Genomic DNA, 17,900 nt, shown 5'->3' with positions numbered 1-17,900 from the left:
TTTTTGCAAGATAGAAAGAAACAACGCGATATGCTCGCATTCTATCTGGATACATTCCCAATCAGAAATACAATGGCAAAGCGGCAATGCGTCTTTCGATATCATCCATCATGTGTTTATAAGCGGGCGAGTCGATGCCGCCAAAGCGTTTCTTAAACTCGGTCTCCGGCATGAATTCCGGCAGATCCGCGACTCTCGGCAGGATATCTGAATCGCGGATACCTGCGTCAACCTGACGCTGCAATTTCAGCGCAGATTCTTTGTTGCTCACTGCAAGTTCGCCAAAGCGCGTGCCAGCACGGTCGGCAGCAACGTCGTTAAAGCTGAACCCGCTGCCACTGCGTGAATCGTCGATTTCTTTGTAAAGCCCAATGGCATCCGAGAGCGGCGCGGCGGCATTGGCGGCGATCGCTGCGGATATCGTAAAGTGCTGAGAAAAATCCTCACGTCCGTCCAACAACACCCTGCGTGATTGTGGTTGTGGCCAGTCTCGCGCAGCAGGCACGATGACCCTAAGCCCCTTACCATTCACAAAGAACGCCAGCACCACGATTGCAGCACGGTTTTCCGCCACGGCATCGCCATTTGCAGAGCGTTCGGCGGCGAATCTGAACAGTGGCGCCATCACATCTGCAAGCGTCATCTCGGCCGTACCTGAGGAGCCGCTGCGGACGTTCTCGGCAAGTCTCTCCTGATAAGCCTTCAATCGCGCCTGTTCTTCGTGCGGCAGCAGGATACTTCTGATTCGATCCGGCAGGTCTGCCTGCCAGTCATAGGTTACGGTGAATCGACCATCCGCAACACTGATTTTCTTAATGGTGTCACTCACGATTTGGTACTCTTCACGCACGCTGAGTAGTTTTAGCGCGTATTCGAGCAACGTATCTGCAAGCCACCCCGGAACCGATAACTGTCCGATCTGCAGTTGATCAAAGACTGGAAGCCCATCGGTTTCATGCAGCACTGCCGAGATGTTCAGAAATCGTCCAAAGGGATTGGGCGGAAGTTCGAAGCTCGCGTAGAACTCCACCTTGCCCGGCTGTAGCATAATACGAGAACTGCCTCGTGCATAGTGGCTAGCAAGATAATTGATGGTCAGGTCAACCTCTTCCTGCGAAAGTGTAAATGTACGCAGCACACCTGGTTTCATCGTGCGCGGATCATTCGTTTTAATGATGTGCTTGGCGCGCTCGATATGCACCGGCGTGAATTCTGCGGCACGGTTGACCGTGGGCTGCTCGGCCATCGCCAGATGAAGGATTCCGGCAAGCACAAATGGGGCCGCGATCAGCAGCAACAGGAATGTAAAGGCGATGAATCTTATCAATCCAGATCCCCAGAGATTTATGAATACTGAACAGTCAGGTCAGTAATAGGAGTCAATCGCAATGGTGGTGACAATTAATTCTCATAACGCTTTGTAACAAATTTCCACCACTTCCAGTTCTGCCACGCCGCCCGGTGTGTGCAGCCTCACCGTATCCCCCTCACGCGCTTTGAGCAGCGCCTTAGCCAATGGGGAAATCCAACTGATACGGCCGCGACCGGGATCTACCTCGTCCAGGCCGACGATACTGTAGGTATGTTCATCCCCTTGCGCATTGCAGACGGTCACGGTGGCGCCGAAGAACACCTGATCGCATTCACCGCGCTGGCCAGGGTCGACCACTTCAGCATTTTCCAGACGTTTGGATAAGAAACGCAGACGGCGATCAATTTCACGCAAGCGCCTTTTACCATAAATATAATCGCCATTTTCCGAACGATCACCATTGGAAGCCGCCCAAGTAATGGTTTTAACTAACTCGGGGCGTTCCACTTTCCATAACTGATCGAACTCGTCTTTCAATCGCTGATGTCCAGCCGGGGTAATATAGTTCTTCAGGCCTTGCGGTAATTTCGGCGTTCCGTCAAGCTCGTCGTCGTCCTCGCTTTCCTTGGTAAATGCTTTACTCATACTGATAGGTCTTCATTAGAAACACACAGGGCGTTAAGATAGCGGTCTTCAGCCACCTATTCAAGACAACTTGTCATATTAGGCGCATATTCTGCGATAATGTGAAGAAACCTTGCACTTAGCTTTTCCGCTGAATCAGTGCGCAACGGTACGGGAAAACACATTAATAACAATCACCCCCGCAACGATCAGGGTTAGGCCGATCACGGCGGGGGTATCCAGCGATTGTCCGAGAAAAAGCCAGCCGCTCAGCGCGATCAATACTATTCCGATGCCGGACCAGATCGCATACGCTACGCCGATCGGAATGGTTTTAAGCGTCAAGGAAAGTAAATAAAAAGCCAGCAAATAGCCAACCACAACCACCAGCGACGGCCAGAAGCGGGTAAATCCCTCGGCCGCTTTCAGGCATGAAGTCGCAATCACTTCGCTGACAATCGCGATAGAAAGAAAAATCCAGTGCTGCATTGTAATAACTCCAGTGTTTTGCGGTAACAGGTCACTGACCCAACGCATCGGTAATTTGATTAAAAGGTTTCTGCTGAAAAAAGTTTTTAATGTTACCTGCCAATTGATCTAATAGCCGTTGTCTGGATTCGCGGCTGGCCCAGGCGACATGCGGCGTGATAATCAGGTTTTCCGGTTGTTGCTGTAGTATCGGGTTATCCTTGCCCGGCGGTTCTTCCTGTATCACATCGATGGCCGCACCTGCAATCCGGCCTGTGGACAAGCAATGCAGCAAATCCGCTTCATGCACCAGCTTGCCGCGCGCGGTGTTGATCAGATACGCGGAAGGTTTCATCAACTCCAATTCCCGGCGGCTGATCAGATGATGGGTTTCTGACGAAAAAGGACAATGCAGCGTAATAAAATCCGCCTGCTGGAACACATCGTCAAATGCCATTCTGCCGGAGCGCGGCGGTTTACCTTTGTGTTCCGCAATCAGCACCTGCATGCCGAATGCTTGCGCGATTTGCGCCACGGCATGACCCAATTCGCCGTAGCCGATGATCCCCAGTGTTTTTCCGGATAACTCCTGAATGCCGAAATCCAGCGGACAGAAAAACCGGCTCTCTTGCCAGCCACCGCGTTGCACCAGTTCCTGATAGTCGACGAAATGGCGCGCCAGATTCAGCATCAGCATGAACACATGCTGCACCACCGAAGGCGTGGCGTAACCGCGCACGTTGCATACCGGAATGTTGCGCTCGGCGGCGGCCACGAGGTCAACATTGTTGTACCCGGTCGCCGCCACGCAAATGAGTTTCAGATGCTTCGCCGCAGCGATCGTTGTGCGGCTGACAAACACCTTGTTGCTGACAATCACCTCCGCCATGCGGATTCGTTCCAACACTTCTTGCTCGGAAGAATCGTGATAGTACTGCCATGGCGATATCGCCCGCTCCAATGCCGCGCAATCCATATCGCCGCGGGTTACGGAACCAAAATCCAGAAAAACAGCGCGCATTTCAATACTCCAGTGATGATCGAAAATCATACCACAAGCGATGCTTTAACGTTCCCGGTGGATCACGTAGAATCGGGCCTGGCAAAATCGTCACAGACAACATTGAGGAACGCATGGCACTGGCTTGGAATGAAATCAGAGATCGCGCAGCAAGAATTTGGATCGCGCCTACCAGCAAGGGTTCTGTCGCATTAAGCGAGGTCATCGATACATTCGTGTAGACTGTTGACGTCGAAAAATGGTGAGGTTACATGCCGGTTGTAAATGGAATGCGATTTCCGATTGAGGTGATTCTGGTCTGCATCCGTTGGTACGCGGCGTATCCGTTAAGTTCCCGACACCTAGAAGAAATGATGGAGGAGCGTGGTGTTACGGTTGACCATTCTACAGTGAGCCGTTGGGCGATCCGGTTTCTATCATTACTGGAAAAGATTTTCAGAAAGTATAAGCGCCCGGTTGGTGGAAGCTGGCGGATGGACGAGACTTACATTAAGGAATCTCTGATTAAGTTGATTACATTCATGGTTCGACAAGCTCACCACGAACGTAATCAATATATTACCGTTCGTCCTAAGCCTGCCGAAGGACTTAATCAGAGTTTCCTTAAAGTGAAAGGCGTTTGGAAATAGCTCTATCGCGCTGTAGACAGGGATGGCAAAACGATCGACTTTCTATTAACGACCAAGCGCGATAAGGCCGCTGCTAAACACTTCTTTGACAAAGCCATGCAAGCCAATGGCGTTCCTGAAAAGGTCACGATGGATAAAAGTGGCGCCAATAAAGCGGCGATTGATGAGATCAATGCCAACAGAGAGAAGCCCATGGTGGTTCGTCAGGTCAAATATCTCAATAATATTGTGGAACAAGATCATCGAGCAGTGAAGCGAATAACGAAGCCAATGCTCGGATTCAAATCTTTTCAATCAGCTAAAAACATCTTGGCTGGTATCGAACTAATGCACATGATTCGCAAAGGTCAGATGATGATGGAGGGAGCTGACAAGATGTCTTTTGCTGAGCAATTTTATGCGCTGGCAGAATAAATCCGCCTAGTTTAAAGGGATGGTATGTCAGCTCATCCGAAATATGCGTTTTTGCGCTTAATGCGACAGAACCCCATTTCGAGCATAGCGAGAAATCTATCGGGTTGATTACCGAAGATTCCTCACTGCGTTCGGAATGACAAATACAGATTACTCAGGGTTTCCCTAAAAACTACTTGGCGATCGTAATACTCGGCACACCGACACGCGGAATGTCGGTGACGGTCATTTGGAACAACAGGAACAATAACTGGAAGGCATCGCGGTTCCAGCGGGCGTAAGGGCCTTTGGTATTCACCGCATAATACTGGCCATCATTCCAACGGATTGAGAAATCGACATCTGCAGGCGTTGCGTTTGAAACCACAAACTCCATAGTCCGGTCAGGATTCTCGTTCCAGAGTATCGGCGGTGTTCTTGGATCTTTTTCGACGTGATATCCCGGCTCTTCACCGAGTGCTTTGCCGAGAAAACCGAGAATTGAGTGAAAACTCCTTAGCCGGAAAACACCGCTGATAGGCCATTCCCCGCCGTAGTGGTCGGGCCGGATATCAAAAGCAATATCGCTGACATTCCAGTCTCCCGCCAGATCATGCAACGCCTCACGTTCTGCATCAGTTAGCGTGCTGGGATCGTGGTTGGTGATTAAAGTCGGCCCCGGTACTTGTTTACGCAGCGTATAGGTATTGTCTTCCGTGTTGTAGCGTACAACAAATTCTTTTTGCAGCGCCTGGAAGCCTTCGGCTGCAATTGAGTTAGCCGGGATGGTCCAGGTTTGTATGAGCGGCAAGGGTTCTACATATAATTCATTTTTATCTTGAATCGCAGAAAGATGCAGTACCACGCGACGAAACATCTCGTAACCGGTTTTATCTGACGGGCTATTGCGGTAACTGCTATGCTGCTCGGCAACATTTAGCAAACGCACTTCCTGCGCCATCATCCGTAATAACAGGTCGACATCAAAGCGCTGACGCAGCAGCAACGTCAATTTGCTTTGTGGAAACGGCGTAAGCAACCGCTTGGTGAAATCTTCTCCTTCTATCGGAACGATACTGATGGTGGGACTTTCTGAAACACCACCGCCAAAAATCGGTAACATGGTCGCTCCGGCTAGCCCTCCCAATGCGGGTGTCGCACCGGCATTCGCATGGAAGGTGAAAGTGGCTGCAATATTTGAAACGCCGGTGAAATGAACCGGATGGCGGTGATGCGCACGCACGATATTGATCAGTAACTGTTGCGATATGGCGTCAGTGACGGCATCATCATAAGCGATTACGGCGCGATTCAGCGCCATCGGTGAGACACAACCGGTAAGGACACCCAGGATCAAGACGCACGGTAACAATCGCAGCAAATACCGCGAAAAGATCCAGTTAATAATATTCTGGGCGGGCATGGCTTTCAAAACGGGTATATTCACCCAGGAAAGTTAAATCGACTTTTCCGATCGGGCCATTACGCTGTTTACCAATGATAATTTCTGCAATACCTTTGTCTGGAGAATCCGGGTTATACACTTCATCCCGGTAAATAAAAAGAATGACATCGGCGTCTTGTTCGATCGCACCAGATTCGCGCAAATCCGACATAACCGGACGCTTGTTGGGGCGTTGCTCAAGACTGCGATTAAGCTGAGATAACGCGATGACCGGCACTTTCAATTCTTTGGCCAATCCTTTTAATGCGCGCGATATTTCTGAAATTTCCGTGGCGCGATTCTCCCCTTGGCTGCTGGAAGACATGAGCTGCAAATAGTCCACCACAATCAGACCCAGTTCCCCATGCTGGCGGTAGAGCCGCCTGGCGCGTGCCCTGAGTTCCAAAGCATTCAGTGCCGCAGATTCATCAATGAAAATCGGCGCTTCGTTCAGTTTGCCTAACGCATGCGTCAACTTGGGCCAATCCGCATCTTCCAGGCGGCCGGTACGTACCTTATGCTGATCCAGCTTTCCGACCGATCCCAGCATACGCATGGCAAGTTGGGCCCCTCCCATTTCCATACTGAACACGGCGACCGGTTTGTGCAATTCCAGCGCAACATGCTCGGCAATATTCAGTGAGAAGGCCGTTTTACCCATGGATGGCCGACCCGCCACTATGATCAGATCTCCAGGTTGAAATCCGGATGTCTTTTGATCAAGGTCGTGAAAGCCCGAAGCAATGCCGGTAACATTGCTTGGATTATCCTGACTGTAGAGTAACTCTATCCTTTCAACCACTTGTTTCAGAAGCGGTTGAATATCCATAAAACCTTCTTTACCGCGAGCGCCTTCTTCGGCAATTTCAAAGACTTTCTTTTCAGCTTCATCGAGCAAATCCGCTGCAGAGCGTCCGGCCGGACTATATGCAGAATCCGTGATCTGGACACCGATCTGTGCCAGATTACGCATAATTGAACGTTCACGGACAATTTCCGCATAGCGTTTTATATTTGCCGCAGAAGGGGTGTTTTGTACAATGGCGCCAATATAGGCAAGTCCGCCGATTTTCTGAAGCTCAGCCGATATTTCCAGGGATTCTGCCACCGTGATGACATCAGCGGGTTTGTTGTGTTCTATCAATTTACAAATATGATGATAGATCAGACGATGATCCTGCCGATAAAAATCGCTATCCGTAATGACATCAGCGACTTTCTCCCAGGCATGATTATCCAGCATCAATCCACCCAAAACAGACTGCTCACTTTCAATAGAGTGAGGGGGCGTTTTATAGGAATCTATGGGCTGATCCTGATTGATGCTGAGAGTTGACGCCATGGGTATCCGTATAGAAGCACAACAGTGATATTTGATTCTATCACTTGCTGAAGAACAAATGAAAAAGGACTACCGGAATAGTCCTTTTTAAAAACGAGTGCGCTTACAATTGCACTATCAGAGCATTGCCTCGCCTAATACCGAAACAGTAATATGGGCTGAAACATCGCTGTGCAGAGAAATTGTCAAAGGATAATCGCCAACTTGTTTTAATTGACCATTCGGCATACGGATCATGGCTCTTTCAATTGCAAAACCCTGCCCGCTGAGTGCCTCAGCGATATTTGCATTAGTCACGGAACCGAACAATTTACCATCGCTGCCGGCTTTCTGGCTAATTTGCACTAATAATCCATCTAATTTCGCAGCCATTGCCTGAGCAGCCGCTAAAGCTGCTGCTTGTACTTTTTCAAGTTCGGCACGTTTGGATTGAAACTCCGCAATAGCCTGTTCAGTGGCACGTTTTGCCTTTCCTTGCGGGATCAGATAATTACGCGCAAATCCGCTTTTAACATTAACAATGTCACCCAATTGACCTAAATTGGCAACCTTTTCCATCAGAATGATCTGCATATCATTACTCCTTAATGACGATCAGTGTAAGGTAATAATGCTAAAAAACGAGCTCGCTCTATCGCTGTACCCAGTTGGCGCTGATAAAAAGATGTCGTACCGGTAATACGTGCCGGGATTATCTTCCCGTTTTCATTCACAAAGTCTTTTAATATATCAATGTCTTTATAATCAACATTCTTTATGCCTTCCGCAGTAAAACGGCAAAACTTTTTGCGCTTAAATAAAGGACGATTAACTTTTTTTTCTCTTTCTTTATCTTTACTGTCTTTACGTCTTGTAAAACGTGCCATTTTAATTCCTATTAACTGATTAAATAAGTTCTATATGATCGGTATGCAATACTAATTGATGATTCAAATGGCTTCTTCTATTGATAAATCCGGTGAGTTTAACCGTATTGTTAATCTTAAACTCGGCAACAGTCAAAGCCAGTTGTCCCAATGCTACTGCAAGAATATCAAATATTATTTGTCGAGCTACGCCCGCTTCCTTTTGTCGCGATACATGATTGATTGTAAACTCAATCACAGCAACACCAGCAGGTGTGTAGCGCAAAACCCCTAGCTTAGCTATCCTTCCACAAATAATTGTTTGATTACAATCCAATTGCTACTAAGTTTATGCGGGGGTGCTCGATTCTTCAGCCACCTCATCAGGCTCTACTTCATCAGCAACTGCATCTGGGACATGCAAGCTCGCAGAACCGGATCTTTCTTCTTGGCGCATCATTGGTGACTGCTCTGTGACCGGTCCCTTGGTCTTGATGGTTAAGTGCCGCAGGATAGCATCACTGAATTTAAACGCGTGATCTAAGTCATTCAGAGTTTCTTGATCGCACTCAATATTCATTAATACATAATGCGCTTTATGAACTTTCTGAATCAGATAGGCAAGCTGGCGGCGCCCCCAATCTTCCACGCGATGAATTGTGCCATTTTTTGCGGTTACAATGCCGCGATAACGTTCGATCATTGCAGGTACTTGCTCACTCTGATCAGGATGAACAATAAAAACTATTTCGTAATGTCGCATAGATTCCTTATGGATAAAGCCTCCTATCAATTAGGATAGTGAGACAAGGTTGAAAAACATTTAATTTTACTGAATTAATAAGGCAATATCAAATAATGTTCAATTAATTGATATTAGTTGGCAGTGATAAATTCAGATGCTTCAACGCTTCGGATCAATGTCTCACGTAAAATAACCAATTCACAATAAAAGATGAAGTAACACTCATGTCCATTGAACTGGTAAAATTTGCTTGCTCTGTTCAATAACCTGTCATTTGATAAAATTTTCACAGAAGTATTTAAACAATAGCGCCCACAAACAAAGCGTAAAAATATATGTTGCTAATGATTGATAACTACGATTCTTTTACCTATAACTTGGTGCAATATTTCTCCGAATTGGGTGAAAAGGTTGTTGTATACCGGAATGATGAAATCGCTCTGGATAAAATCTCACAACTGAGCCCCGAACGAATAGTGATTTCCCCAGGACCCTGCACTCCTAATGAAGCAGGTGTATCGCTGTCAGTGATTAATCAGTTCAGTCAGAATATTCCAGTTTTAGGGGTTTGTCTTGGGCATCAAAGCATCGGGCAAGCATTCGGCGGCCGCATTATTCATGCAAAACAGCTCATGCACGGTAAAACATCGCCCATTTTTCATCATAATATCGGTGTTTTCCGGGATTTGCCCAATCCGTTTATTGCAACACGCTACCACTCCCTGGTTGTTGAGCGCTCCTCACTTCCTGATTGCCTGGAAATCACAGCGTGGACGGAAGATGATGAAATTATGGGTATCCGTCATAAAACACTCGCAATCGAAGGAATTCAATTTCATCCTGAGTCTATTTTGAGCGAACATGGACATAAAATGCTCGAGAATTTTCTGAATCGCTAATTAGCCCAGGTTGAAAAAAGGTAATTTAATGACCCCACAAGAAGCGTTACACCGCATTATTGCTCATCAAGAAATAGCACATGATGAAATGGTTTCATTGATGCGGCAAATCATGCAAGGAGAAATCTCACCTGTTCTAATCGCTGCGATTATTACCGGTCTCCGGGTAAAAAAAGAAACAATCGGAGAGATAGCTGCGGCAGCTCAAGTGATGCGTGAATTCGCAACTAAAGTTGATATCCCCGATAACACGCATTTGGTAGATACTTGTGGCACAGGTGGAGATTCTGCACATACATTTAATATTTCAACCGCATCAGCATTTGTCGCGGCAGCTGCGGGAGCCCGCGTCGCCAAGCACGGCGGCAGATCGGTTTCGAGTAAGTCGGGAAGTGCTGATGTACTTGAAGGGTTCGGTGTTAATTTAAATCAAACGCCGCAACAGGTCTCTCAAAGCATCCGCGACATTGGCGTTGGCTTCATGTTTGCTCCAAATTACCACGCCGCCATGAAACATGCTGCTCCGGTACGGCGCGAATTAGGCATCAAAACATTGTTCAACATTCTTGGACCGCTGACAAATCCTGCCAATGCCAAAAGACAAGTATTGGGTGTATTCAATGAAGACCTGGTTACAACCTTGGCGCATGTGCTGCAGCTACTGGGCAGTGAGCATGTGCTGATCGTGCACGGCAAAGATGGATTAGATGAAATTACGATAACGGGCGAAACCAATGTCGGCGAATTGAAAAATGGCAAAGTAGCGGCATATGCCGTCAGACCAGAGGATTTTAGTCTAAAAACATACGCCATCGAGACTATCCGGGTTACGAATAGTGAACATGCAAAAACAATGTTGCTTTCAGTTCTGGAGAACGTTGCCGGTCCTGCACGTGATATTGTTCTGATGAATGCTGGCGCTGCAATATATGTTTCCGGTATTGCGGATTCCCTCGAACAGGGCATAAAAACAGCGCATTGGGCAATAGAAAGTGGCGCGGCACTCAAAAAACTTCATGAACTAGTGGAATTTACGAACAAAAATTCTGTTTAATCGCAAAATGTCCGATATTTTAAAGAAAATCCTTACAGTAAAAAAACAAGAAATTATTGCTGCCACGGCATTAAAGCCCTTCCCATTATTACTCCTAGAGGCCCAATCCGTATCCCCACCGCGTGATTTTGTTGCAGCAATTCGTAACAAAATTACTGCAGGACAATCCGCTGTTATTGCTGAAATCAAACAAGCCAGTCCCAGCAAAGGGATATTACGCGGACGTTCCTCTGACATTAGTGCACAATCGTTTGAATTTCTGCCCGCTGAGATAGCCAATACTTATGCGCAACACGGTGCAGCCTGTCTGTCCGTATTGACTGATAAGCAATTCTTTATGGGTAGCTCCGAATATTTGCAAGAGGCGCGAGCAGCCTGCCCGCTTCCAGTTTTACGCAAAGATTTCATTCTTGAGGATTATCAGGTTGTGGAAGCGCGTGCTATGAATGCGGATTGTATTTTGCTAATAGTCAGTGTTTTTCTGTTAGAAAACATTGAACCTATAGTGCGAATGCTGAAGCTTGAAGAACTCGCCAATTCGCTTGGAATGGCCGTTCTGGTTGAGGTGCATGATGCAAATGAGCTAGAAATGGCACTCCAGCTCAATACACCGTTAATCGGGATCAATAATCGCAACTTGCGAACCTTTGAAACATCTCTAAATACCACTCTGGAATTATTGAATCGAATTCCATCTAACAAAATAATCGTTACAGAAAGCGGCATACATAATTCTGCCGATGTCGCACTGATGCGCAGTCATAGCGTTAATGCATTTCTTGTAGGTGAAGCTTTCATGCGCGCTGAAGATCCAGGCATTGAATTAGAACGATTGTTCTTCTGATCTCACATTTAATTTTTCTATAATAAAACTTCCCTAAATCAAAAAAATATTATCAACATATAAGTTATATACAGATAGCCTATTGTTTCCTAAATATTTATCCGGAATTGTCGTAAAAAAACCTACACTATTCCAAACCTGGGGTTCAATATGCCACAACCAAAACAGAGAAGTTTATCTGAGTGGGTAAATTTTCTCACGACAACGGAAATTCCTGTTCTAAAACAAACCGCTCGTAATCTTCAAGCCCTGGAGCAAGATGAACAACACATGTGTGCCCGCAGCATTGCTCACGTTGTGAAGTATGATCCGTTAATGACAGTAAAGCTACTACGCTATCTACAACAGCACAAACATCGTAGCCAAGAACATGATGTCGTGGAAGTAGAACAAATGATCATGATACTTGGCCTCGAAACTACGCTAAATAAGGTATCAGCAAAACCATTGGCTGAAGAAATTCTGGGACGCGACAACATGAGCGCGCTCGTTTACTTACTCAAAACTGCTCATCGCGCAAATATTGCTTCTTCATATGCCTTTGACTGGGCAGTTCGTTTACATGATTTACATTTTGAAGAAATCCGTATCGCAGCTTTATTGCATGATATTGCTGAAATGCTCATGTGGTGTTTTTCACCAAATGACATGTTAAAGATCAAACACTTGCAAAAATCAGACAAAACAATTCGTAGCGTGACAGCACAAGAAAGTATTTTTGGCTTCTCCCTTAATCAGTTACAACTGGAGCTTGCGGTTAAGTGGAGGTTACCTAAACTACTAATTACCTTAATGGATGATAATTGCTCAAACCTACAGCGCGTAAGAAATGTAACCCTCGCTGTCAATTTGGCTAGACATTCCGCAAATGGATGGGACGATGCAGCTTTACCTGATGATTATGAAGGAATTGCCAAACTCCTGCACTTACAACCAGCGGATATCATGACAATAGTAGGCGCTCACAAACAACATGAAGAATCAAATAACCCTTCCTAAAAACTCATTTCTGAAAATGGAAAATTTGTGTTAATAATCAGAGATTCTGGAAATTCTATCGTTTTTGTGCCATGATTCATCACGGTCTCATGAGTTGTTTTGGTTGTTTGCAAAACAACCATTATTATTCTCTTTGTAAGATCCCCTTTCTTGTTCTAACCAAAGAATTAAGTTTATTTTATGGATTTTCTTAACTCTGAAACCTTAGCTAATGAAGATAATTTCACTGGATGACATATCAAATCTTTACTAATTAATTCGTTTTATTGTTCTTGCAGTCTTAAGGAAATGCTGATTAATTCGACGAACGTGATGAAGTGCGAGGCGCACGGAACACAGCAATCGAGACATATCAATCAGATAGGCGAGGAAGCGATTCGCTCGTGCAAGCAGTTAATCAGTGTTTCCTTAATTCAATTTCTTTAGTCATCGTATCCCTGTTGCACAATTCCATAAAAAAGAAAAACACTCCAGCCCGAGCAAGGCTTCCGGTGTTCGCTTCGTCGGACTAGGCGCAGTTAAACTCAATCAAGTCTTTTGAAAACTGACTACTTTGGCACCGGCCGCCAATTCATCCAGATAATCCGCCCACCAGCGCATCATTTTTTTGCGTTTGGGTAAGTATTCAATGTAGTTAACGTGCACTACCTACCTTATTGCGTTCGCGTTGGCTAATTACCGCTAATCGCTTCCACGCGACCAGTCATGTTCATGAAATAGTGTGCTAGCCATGCTGCGGAAACCGTGTCCGGCTATTTCATCTTTTTCATATCCCATGCACCGCAAGGCTGCACTGATGGTATTCTCAGACTGGCCGGGCGCGTCGGGCGTATGCTGGGAAAATATATTGACCATCGCCAGTTAATGGATGGACTGAGAGCTTGATGATATGAGGCTCTTTCATTTTCATTTTCATTTTTTGGCCAGGTATATGCCATTCTGGCTTGTCAAAGTCAATTTCTGCCCATTCGGCATGGCGTGGTTCACCGAAGCGCAAAAAAACAAAAGTCTTTTGCTTACCAGCAAATACAGTCCACCATTGTCACTTATTTTTATACGGTTTGTCAGAAAATTGGGCATTACGGGCTGCGACATCAGTAAGCATTTGATGATATGTCAAAAGATGCTTGCTATGTCTTGATACAATCAATTCGGGAGGGTCAACCGCATAACATGCTGAAATTCAATATTTATGCATGTTTTAAATTTATGTTTTTGGGAAGTGCTGTCAAATTCTTACACTATCAGGAATACCCGCTTATTTAACCAACAATTAATCAGTCATAGACGTAGTAAGTTTAAGTCCCGTTTTGTTTCTTGAGGATCTTCTGTTGAGTTAGTGGAAACTACTTCCGTTTTTTAATAATCCGACAAAACTTTTTTTGGAGATGTTTATGAAAGAAAAGAACTGATCGGTACTTCAGATCGAAAGCTGTAGAGAATTGAGGGTTGTGCTCGGTATCCAGTTAAATTACCTCCGGCAGAGCCGGAGGCTTATCGCTGGAGACACTCAAAGGGGCTGTTTGCGAGCCGCTAAAGCGGCACCTACATACCCAATTTCAACTGATCATAACGTTCATCTTCCTTTTCCTGATCTCGGATATACGCTCTGACCATCTCCTCGTCCAGCCCAACCGTGGATACAAAATACCCACGAGCCCAGAAACTTTCTCCCGTGAAATTCTTTCCTCTACCCAATTGGCGCGCTATTGCTATCGCACTTTTACCTTTGATAAAACCTACTACATGCGACACCGAGTACTTGGGTGGAAGACTTATATACAGGTGAATGTGATCCAGCATCAAATGGCCTTCCACAATCGCGCTTTCCTTCTGATTTGCCAGATCGTGCAACACTTCCCCTATATGCTTCCTGAGCTTGCCAAATATCAGTTTCTTTCGCCGCTTCGGAATAAATGCCACATGATATTTACAATCCCAGCGCGTATGGCTAAAACTTTGGTACTCCTTCATCTTTGACTCCTCGTCTCGTGGTTGAAACGAGAACGTTACGACAACTGCCGTAACGGTCAAACCTTTGGGAGTCCCCCGGCAAAGCCGGGGGTTTACCTGCTATTAATTAAAGCGGATTGCAACAGATTGGCCGTTGCTTGCCCGCTTGTTTTACTAACGTAGTTGGTTATGATGGGAATAAATTGGTTTACCATGTCAGGAGAAAGATTCAATTGTTGGAATGATGCAGCGAGTGCAGTTACGTTGCCCAACGAATTATTATTCTCTCCCATTAGAGAAGATAAGCCACCTGATAAATTTGACATAGCAGGAGCTGCATTCAGCATGCTATCCATTCCAGGAACGGATTTAGATAATGTAGCGAACGCTTGTGGATTCATACTCCCCTGAGCCATCTGGAAAATCGCTCCAGCTCCCCCTAATGCTTGTTGGGGTGATATGTTTAACCGGTGAACCAGAATATCAACTAGGCTAATTTGGTTAATACCCGTTGTACTGGTAGCTGCCGTACCTGCATCAAGAACTTGCTTGCCACTTTGCGCTGTACTTTCTATCGTTGACAAGCCGCGGTCTACAGTACTCAAGGGGTTATTTGGACCGCTGGTGGCTGCACAGCCCATGATTAATATGAGCCATATTAATGCAATTATCTGATTATTAATAATTTTTCTCATTGTAATTGCTCCATGCAAAGAAAATAGGGGATAATAAATGTTAAATATAGATGAAATGTATTTCAAGTAAATGTCAAGATGCTATCAATGAACGCTGAGTACTGCATAAAATACACATTGTCATATATTCTTCATACTTCAGTCATCAAATATTTACATTAATAGATTAAGCTTGTTGATACTATTAATACACAGGAGAAAGTGATGTATTGCTTAATTAAAGAATGGCCTAATAAAATGGCAACTTTGATGACCGAAGATGGTGTAGTACTCTGGACATTCAGTGACATAGAAGAAGCCCGTAATGTCTGGCAGGACTGGTGTTCCTTCCAGAATAACCGAGTTGCAAGTCAAATTCAGTATCTTGGCAAATAGAGTCTATCTGAACAGAATATTCCCTGATAGACCCTTTGGTAGCTGAGCCGAATCTGCAATTTTCTGACAGTTATTGATCAGCCTTATTCTTTTTCTTCTGGTTATTTGCAGTATATTTATAGTGGACTCCTCGGTCAAGACAATAATGTATCGAGTTTTCCAGCGGCCTTTTAAATGAAATTAATCTGAAGTGGCGCACGGCTTAAAATCCAAGGCTCGCAAGCAAGTCATCAACTTGGTCTTGATCGCATACAACATCAGTTCTTTTCTCTGGGTTAGTGACTGGTCCATTGAGAAGTCCTTCATCTACAGCAATGTTTTTCTTGGTGGGCACGTTTGCAAGTAATAAATCAAGGAGGTCCTTCTCCAGACTCTGTACCATGTGCGTAACCTTTTTGATTACCTGACCTGTCAGATCTTGAAAGTCTTGTGCCATCATGATTTCTAGCAATTGTGTATTCGTTGCATTAGTTTGCTCAGGAACCTTATCGAGGTACTGAAGTGTATCGATTAATAATGTTTTGAATTTTTCTGTATCCGGATTAGATTGATGCATCTCAAGAGCTTGTTTCCATTGTTCAGATAAATTAATTGCACCTGCAGAGAGTTTTTCTTGAATCGGCATTGCAATCTCGGTAGCATTTAGTGTGCGCTCAGCCGCTTGTTCAGTTTTGGTGGCAATATAGGCTAGCTTATCCTGTGCTTCGGGTGCTTCAGCTGCAAACGATTCCAGGCGTTTGTCATACCCGAGTTCACGTAAACTGTCGTGTAAGTTTCGGGTCATCTGCCCAATCTGATCAATAACTTTCTTATCAGTTGTTATTAATTCATTTTCATCAATCGCCTTCATAGCGGGTGTGGGTGACGTATCAGCTAATTGAATAGATTTTTTAGATTTTGAATTGGTTGTTTCTGGAGAAGCATCATCAGCTTTTGTTTTCATAAGACGTTTTGTATTCATTTTGGACTCGGTAGTTTGTTATGAAAAGAGATAATGTACATTTAAACAGCTGCTTTACTTTCCATATTCTGGAAAATTTTATTTAATTTCTCTTCAAGTGTCGCTGCGGTGAAAGGCTTTACGATATAGCCGCTTGCTCCAGCTTGAGCTGCAGCTACGATATTTTCTTTCTTTGCTTCGGCAGTTACCATGAGCACGGGAATTTTTTTCAATGCCTCGTTGGCGCGTACATTCTTAAGCATGGTCAATCCGTCCATGTTGGGCATATTCCAATCCGACACAATAAAGTCAAAATCACCGTCCTGTAGCTTACGAAGAGCAACTGCGCCATCTTCAGCTTCATCAACATTGACAAAACCAAGTTCTTTTAGAAGATTGCGTACGATTCTACGCATAGTAGAGAAATCATCCACTACCAAGAATTTCATATTTTTGTCAGCCATTCTTTTCTCCGTTTAAACTGTATTTTTTCTATTACTAGGATTGCTTTGATTTATGATTTATTAAGCAAATTGCTCGTGTAGTTTTCATCTTGCCGTTGTTTTTACGGCAGTCGATCATGAAAGTTTAGATTTAATCTTAAGAATATTTTAATAATATGAAGCATGTAGCTTTACGATTAGGTTAATATTTTTTACTGCTAATGGGGTTGCCTGTGTTACGGAGAGTTAGAGGGTTAATTAAGAAAATTTTAGAAATATATTGATTTAATCTTTACTCAATTTTCAGTAGTGCTCGGTTAAATTAGCTGTTGAAACGATAGATCTCAATATTGACAAGGATTGCAGAGAAATCTTTTTGGTGCCGATTTGAAATCATATTTCGCAAATTCAGGTTCGAGTAATCTCCAGAAGTTGAGCCTTCTGGAGGTGGTCTATAAATTTTGGAAAAACGCTGTTCGCACAACTCATGGAGTTTATGTCGTGGACCGGCGGTCTGGTGGCACAATGGCTACGCATTGAACTTGCGATTCCCCGTGGTCTTGCCACAGGTATAGGTGCAGGGCACGTGGAGAAAATTTATTTTACCGGATTTGTTTTCAGGGACAGTTTCAACCTAGAACTTGCGATATTCACCTACCCGCAAACATTGCGGGAGACCTTTGCAAAATTCAACGAATTATCAAACTCGTTACAATTTCTGATTTTTTTGTGAGTATTGCGATATTTTTTAGTCATTTCCATGCTGAAATCACGCGAACAATCACTTTCATTGATCATTATCGGCTCAGAAGGCGCATTTGTCCTATGACTGCGATTGTACCTGCCTACTAACATACAATCTGGGCAACCTTTTC

General features: G+C 44.8%; 22 protein-coding genes and 2 pseudogenes. 8 read left to right on the top strand and 16 right to left on the bottom strand.

Annotated elements, in window-relative coordinates; all coding sequences use genetic code 11:
- Positions 1-61: 61 nt before the first annotated feature.
- The 5 genes from K2P83_RS06120 to K2P83_RS06100 all read right to left on the bottom strand — a co-directional run bounded on the left by K2P83_RS06120 (position 62) and on the right by K2P83_RS06100 (position 3,630).
- A complete protein-coding gene (locus K2P83_RS06120) occupies positions 62-1,327 on the bottom strand; it encodes a hypothetical protein (RefSeq protein ID WP_292927321.1) in 1,266 nt (421 codons plus the stop codon).
- Between the two features lie 81 nt (positions 1,328-1,408).
- Positions 1,409-1,957: a transcription elongation factor GreB gene (greB, locus tag K2P83_RS06115; protein ID WP_292927319.1), complete on the bottom strand. Its 549-nt coding sequence runs from the start codon at positions 1,955-1,957 to the stop codon at positions 1,409-1,411.
- A 135-nt stretch (positions 1,958-2,092) separates the two neighbouring features.
- On the bottom strand, positions 2,093-2,425 hold the full coding sequence (locus K2P83_RS06110; RefSeq protein WP_292927317.1) for an SMR family transporter: 333 nt from the start codon (positions 2,423-2,425) through the stop codon (positions 2,093-2,095).
- A 31-nt stretch (positions 2,426-2,456) separates the two neighbouring features.
- Entirely contained in the window at positions 2,457-3,425 is a 969-nt protein-coding gene (locus K2P83_RS06105; RefSeq protein WP_292927315.1) for a 2-hydroxyacid dehydrogenase, read from the bottom strand.
- A 1-nt stretch (position 3,426) separates the two neighbouring features.
- Positions 3,427-3,630, bottom strand: coding sequence for a hypothetical protein (locus K2P83_RS06100; RefSeq protein WP_292927313.1), 204 nt, complete (start codon positions 3,628-3,630; stop codon positions 3,427-3,429).
- Between the two features lie 46 nt (positions 3,631-3,676).
- Here K2P83_RS06100 and K2P83_RS06095 point away from each other — a divergent pair.
- Together K2P83_RS06095 and K2P83_RS06090 are read left to right on the top strand one after the other, a co-directional pair.
- Positions 3,677-3,919: pseudogene (locus K2P83_RS06095) on the top strand (IS6 family transposase); the annotation flags it as partial.
- Between the two features lie 93 nt (positions 3,920-4,012).
- Positions 4,013-4,468, top strand: a pseudogene (locus K2P83_RS06090) (IS6 family transposase); the annotation flags it as partial.
- 172 nt (positions 4,469-4,640) lie between these two features.
- Here the strand turns inward: K2P83_RS06090 and K2P83_RS06085 are convergent.
- The 6 genes from K2P83_RS06085 to rpsF form a co-directional block, all read right to left on the bottom strand.
- The gene (locus tag K2P83_RS06085) at positions 4,641-5,870 is read right to left on the bottom strand and encodes a hypothetical protein (RefSeq protein WP_292927311.1); all 1,230 of its coding nucleotides are present in this window, start codon (positions 5,868-5,870) and stop codon (positions 4,641-4,643) included.
- Complete coding sequence (gene dnaB, locus K2P83_RS06080) at positions 5,848-7,233, bottom strand: replicative DNA helicase (RefSeq protein ID WP_292927309.1); 1,386 nt, start codon at positions 7,231-7,233, stop codon at positions 5,848-5,850. The genes K2P83_RS06085 and dnaB overlap by 23 nt, the downstream gene beginning before the upstream one ends.
- A gap of 117 nt (positions 7,234-7,350) precedes the next feature.
- Complete coding sequence (rplI, locus tag K2P83_RS06075) at positions 7,351-7,806, bottom strand: 50S ribosomal protein L9 (protein ID WP_292927307.1); 456 nt, start codon at positions 7,804-7,806, stop codon at positions 7,351-7,353.
- A gap of 11 nt (positions 7,807-7,817) precedes the next feature.
- Entirely contained in the window at positions 7,818-8,099 is a 282-nt protein-coding gene (gene rpsR, locus K2P83_RS06070; RefSeq protein WP_292927305.1) for a 30S ribosomal protein S18, read from the bottom strand.
- Between the two features lie 19 nt (positions 8,100-8,118).
- Complete coding sequence (priB, locus tag K2P83_RS06065) at positions 8,119-8,415, bottom strand: primosomal replication protein N (protein ID WP_292927303.1); 297 nt, start codon at positions 8,413-8,415, stop codon at positions 8,119-8,121.
- Between the two features lie 12 nt (positions 8,416-8,427).
- Entirely contained in the window at positions 8,428-8,841 is a 414-nt protein-coding gene (gene rpsF, locus K2P83_RS06060) for a 30S ribosomal protein S6 (protein WP_292927301.1), read from the bottom strand.
- Between the two features lie 317 nt (positions 8,842-9,158).
- On the opposite strand from rpsF, the gene K2P83_RS06055 reads away from it, so the two are divergent.
- The 4 genes from K2P83_RS06055 to K2P83_RS06040 all read left to right on the top strand — a co-directional run bounded on the left by K2P83_RS06055 (position 9,159) and on the right by K2P83_RS06040 (position 12,619).
- Entirely contained in the window at positions 9,159-9,722 is a 564-nt protein-coding gene (locus tag K2P83_RS06055) for an aminodeoxychorismate/anthranilate synthase component II (RefSeq protein ID WP_292927299.1), read from the top strand.
- 28 nt (positions 9,723-9,750) lie between these two features.
- Positions 9,751-10,776: an anthranilate phosphoribosyltransferase gene (gene trpD, locus K2P83_RS06050; protein ID WP_292927297.1), complete on the top strand. Its 1,026-nt coding sequence runs from the start codon at positions 9,751-9,753 to the stop codon at positions 10,774-10,776.
- A gap of 7 nt (positions 10,777-10,783) precedes the next feature.
- Complete coding sequence (gene trpC, locus K2P83_RS06045; protein ID WP_292927295.1) at positions 10,784-11,620, top strand: indole-3-glycerol phosphate synthase TrpC; 837 nt, start codon at positions 10,784-10,786, stop codon at positions 11,618-11,620.
- A gap of 150 nt (positions 11,621-11,770) precedes the next feature.
- Positions 11,771-12,619, top strand: a complete 849-nt coding sequence (locus K2P83_RS06040; protein ID WP_292927293.1) for an HDOD domain-containing protein — start codon at positions 11,771-11,773, stop codon at positions 12,617-12,619.
- Between the two features lie 681 nt (positions 12,620-13,300).
- On the opposite strand, the gene K2P83_RS06035 is transcribed toward K2P83_RS06040, so the two are convergent.
- The 3 genes from K2P83_RS06035 to K2P83_RS06025 all read right to left on the bottom strand — a co-directional run bounded on the left by K2P83_RS06035 (position 13,301) and on the right by K2P83_RS06025 (position 15,267).
- A complete protein-coding gene (locus K2P83_RS06035; RefSeq protein WP_292927291.1) occupies positions 13,301-13,474 on the bottom strand; it encodes a hypothetical protein in 174 nt (57 codons plus the stop codon).
- Between the two features lie 690 nt (positions 13,475-14,164).
- On the bottom strand, positions 14,165-14,593 hold the full coding sequence (tnpA, locus tag K2P83_RS06030) for an IS200/IS605 family transposase (RefSeq protein WP_292927289.1): 429 nt from the start codon (positions 14,591-14,593) through the stop codon (positions 14,165-14,167).
- 92 nt (positions 14,594-14,685) lie between these two features.
- Positions 14,686-15,267, bottom strand: a complete 582-nt coding sequence (locus K2P83_RS06025) for a DUF2780 domain-containing protein (protein ID WP_292927287.1) — start codon at positions 15,265-15,267, stop codon at positions 14,686-14,688.
- 204 nt (positions 15,268-15,471) lie between these two features.
- On the opposite strand from K2P83_RS06025, the gene K2P83_RS06020 reads away from it, so the two are divergent.
- Complete coding sequence (locus K2P83_RS06020; RefSeq protein ID WP_292927285.1) at positions 15,472-15,642, top strand: hypothetical protein; 171 nt, start codon at positions 15,472-15,474, stop codon at positions 15,640-15,642.
- Positions 15,643-15,844: 202 nt separating this feature from the next.
- Here the strand turns inward: K2P83_RS06020 and cheZ are convergent, their stop codons facing one another.
- Together cheZ and cheY are read right to left on the bottom strand one after the other, a co-directional pair.
- Positions 15,845-16,603 (bottom strand): protein phosphatase CheZ, encoded by a 759-nt coding sequence (gene cheZ / locus K2P83_RS06015; RefSeq protein ID WP_292927283.1) that lies wholly within the window; start codon positions 16,601-16,603, stop codon positions 15,845-15,847.
- A 41-nt stretch (positions 16,604-16,644) separates the two neighbouring features.
- On the bottom strand, positions 16,645-17,046 hold the full coding sequence (gene cheY, locus K2P83_RS06010) for a chemotaxis response regulator CheY (protein WP_292927281.1): 402 nt from the start codon (positions 17,044-17,046) through the stop codon (positions 16,645-16,647).
- A 466-nt stretch (positions 17,047-17,512) separates the two neighbouring features.
- Here cheY and K2P83_RS06005 point away from each other — a divergent pair, with 466 nt between their 5' ends.
- Entirely contained in the window at positions 17,513-17,758 is a 246-nt protein-coding gene (locus K2P83_RS06005) for a hypothetical protein (protein WP_292927279.1), read from the top strand.
- Positions 17,759-17,900 lie beyond the last annotated feature (142 nt).

The sequence above is a fragment of the Nitrosomonas sp. genome, from assembly GCF_019752415.1.
In the GTDB taxonomy this organism is placed as follows: domain Bacteria; phylum Pseudomonadota; class Gammaproteobacteria; order Burkholderiales; family Nitrosomonadaceae; genus Nitrosomonas.
This window is presented reverse-complemented; position numbering and strand designations above follow the sequence as displayed.

Excerpts from the sequence above, each read along its gene's own strand:
- greB (WP_292927319.1), bottom strand. The coding sequence starts at position 1,957 with ATGAGTAAAGCATTTACCAAGGAAAGCGAGGACGACGACGAGCTTGAC.
- K2P83_RS06110 (WP_292927317.1), bottom strand. The coding sequence starts at position 2,425 with ATGCAGCACTGGATTTTTCTTTCTATCGCGATTGTCAGCGAAGTGATT.
- K2P83_RS06105 (WP_292927315.1), bottom strand. The coding sequence starts at position 3,425 with ATGCGCGCTGTTTTTCTGGATTTTGGTTCCGTAACCCGCGGCGATATG.
- K2P83_RS06100 (WP_292927313.1), bottom strand. The coding sequence starts at position 3,630 with ATGACCTCGCTTAATGCGACAGAACCCTTGCTGGTAGGCGCGATCCAA.
- K2P83_RS06085 (WP_292927311.1), bottom strand. The coding sequence starts at position 5,870 with ATGCCCGCCCAGAATATTATTAACTGGATCTTTTCGCGGTATTTGCTG.
- dnaB (WP_292927309.1), bottom strand. The coding sequence starts at position 7,233 with ATGGCGTCAACTCTCAGCATCAATCAGGATCAGCCCATAGATTCCTAT.
- rplI (WP_292927307.1), bottom strand. The coding sequence starts at position 7,806 with ATGCAGATCATTCTGATGGAAAAGGTTGCCAATTTAGGTCAATTGGGT.
- rpsR (WP_292927305.1), bottom strand. The coding sequence starts at position 8,099 with ATGGCACGTTTTACAAGACGTAAAGACAGTAAAGATAAAGAAAGAGAA.
- rpsF (WP_292927301.1), bottom strand. The coding sequence starts at position 8,841 with ATGCGACATTACGAAATAGTTTTTATTGTTCATCCTGATCAGAGTGAG.
- K2P83_RS06055 (WP_292927299.1), top strand. The coding sequence starts at position 9,159 with ATGTTGCTAATGATTGATAACTACGATTCTTTTACCTATAACTTGGTG.
- trpD (WP_292927297.1), top strand. The coding sequence starts at position 9,751 with ATGACCCCACAAGAAGCGTTACACCGCATTATTGCTCATCAAGAAATA.
- trpC (WP_292927295.1), top strand. The coding sequence starts at position 10,784 with ATGTCCGATATTTTAAAGAAAATCCTTACAGTAAAAAAACAAGAAATT.
- K2P83_RS06040 (WP_292927293.1), top strand. The coding sequence starts at position 11,771 with ATGCCACAACCAAAACAGAGAAGTTTATCTGAGTGGGTAAATTTTCTC.
- K2P83_RS06035 (WP_292927291.1), bottom strand. The coding sequence starts at position 13,474 with ATGGTCAATATATTTTCCCAGCATACGCCCGACGCGCCCGGCCAGTCT.
- tnpA (WP_292927289.1), bottom strand. The coding sequence starts at position 14,593 with ATGAAGGAGTACCAAAGTTTTAGCCATACGCGCTGGGATTGTAAATAT.
- K2P83_RS06025 (WP_292927287.1), bottom strand. The coding sequence starts at position 15,267 with ATGAGAAAAATTATTAATAATCAGATAATTGCATTAATATGGCTCATA.
- K2P83_RS06020 (WP_292927285.1), top strand. The coding sequence starts at position 15,472 with ATGTATTGCTTAATTAAAGAATGGCCTAATAAAATGGCAACTTTGATG.
- cheZ (WP_292927283.1), bottom strand. The coding sequence starts at position 16,603 with ATGAATACAAAACGTCTTATGAAAACAAAAGCTGATGATGCTTCTCCA.
- cheY (WP_292927281.1), bottom strand. The coding sequence starts at position 17,046 with ATGGCTGACAAAAATATGAAATTCTTGGTAGTGGATGATTTCTCTACT.
- K2P83_RS06005 (WP_292927279.1), top strand. The coding sequence starts at position 17,513 with ATGGAGTTTATGTCGTGGACCGGCGGTCTGGTGGCACAATGGCTACGC.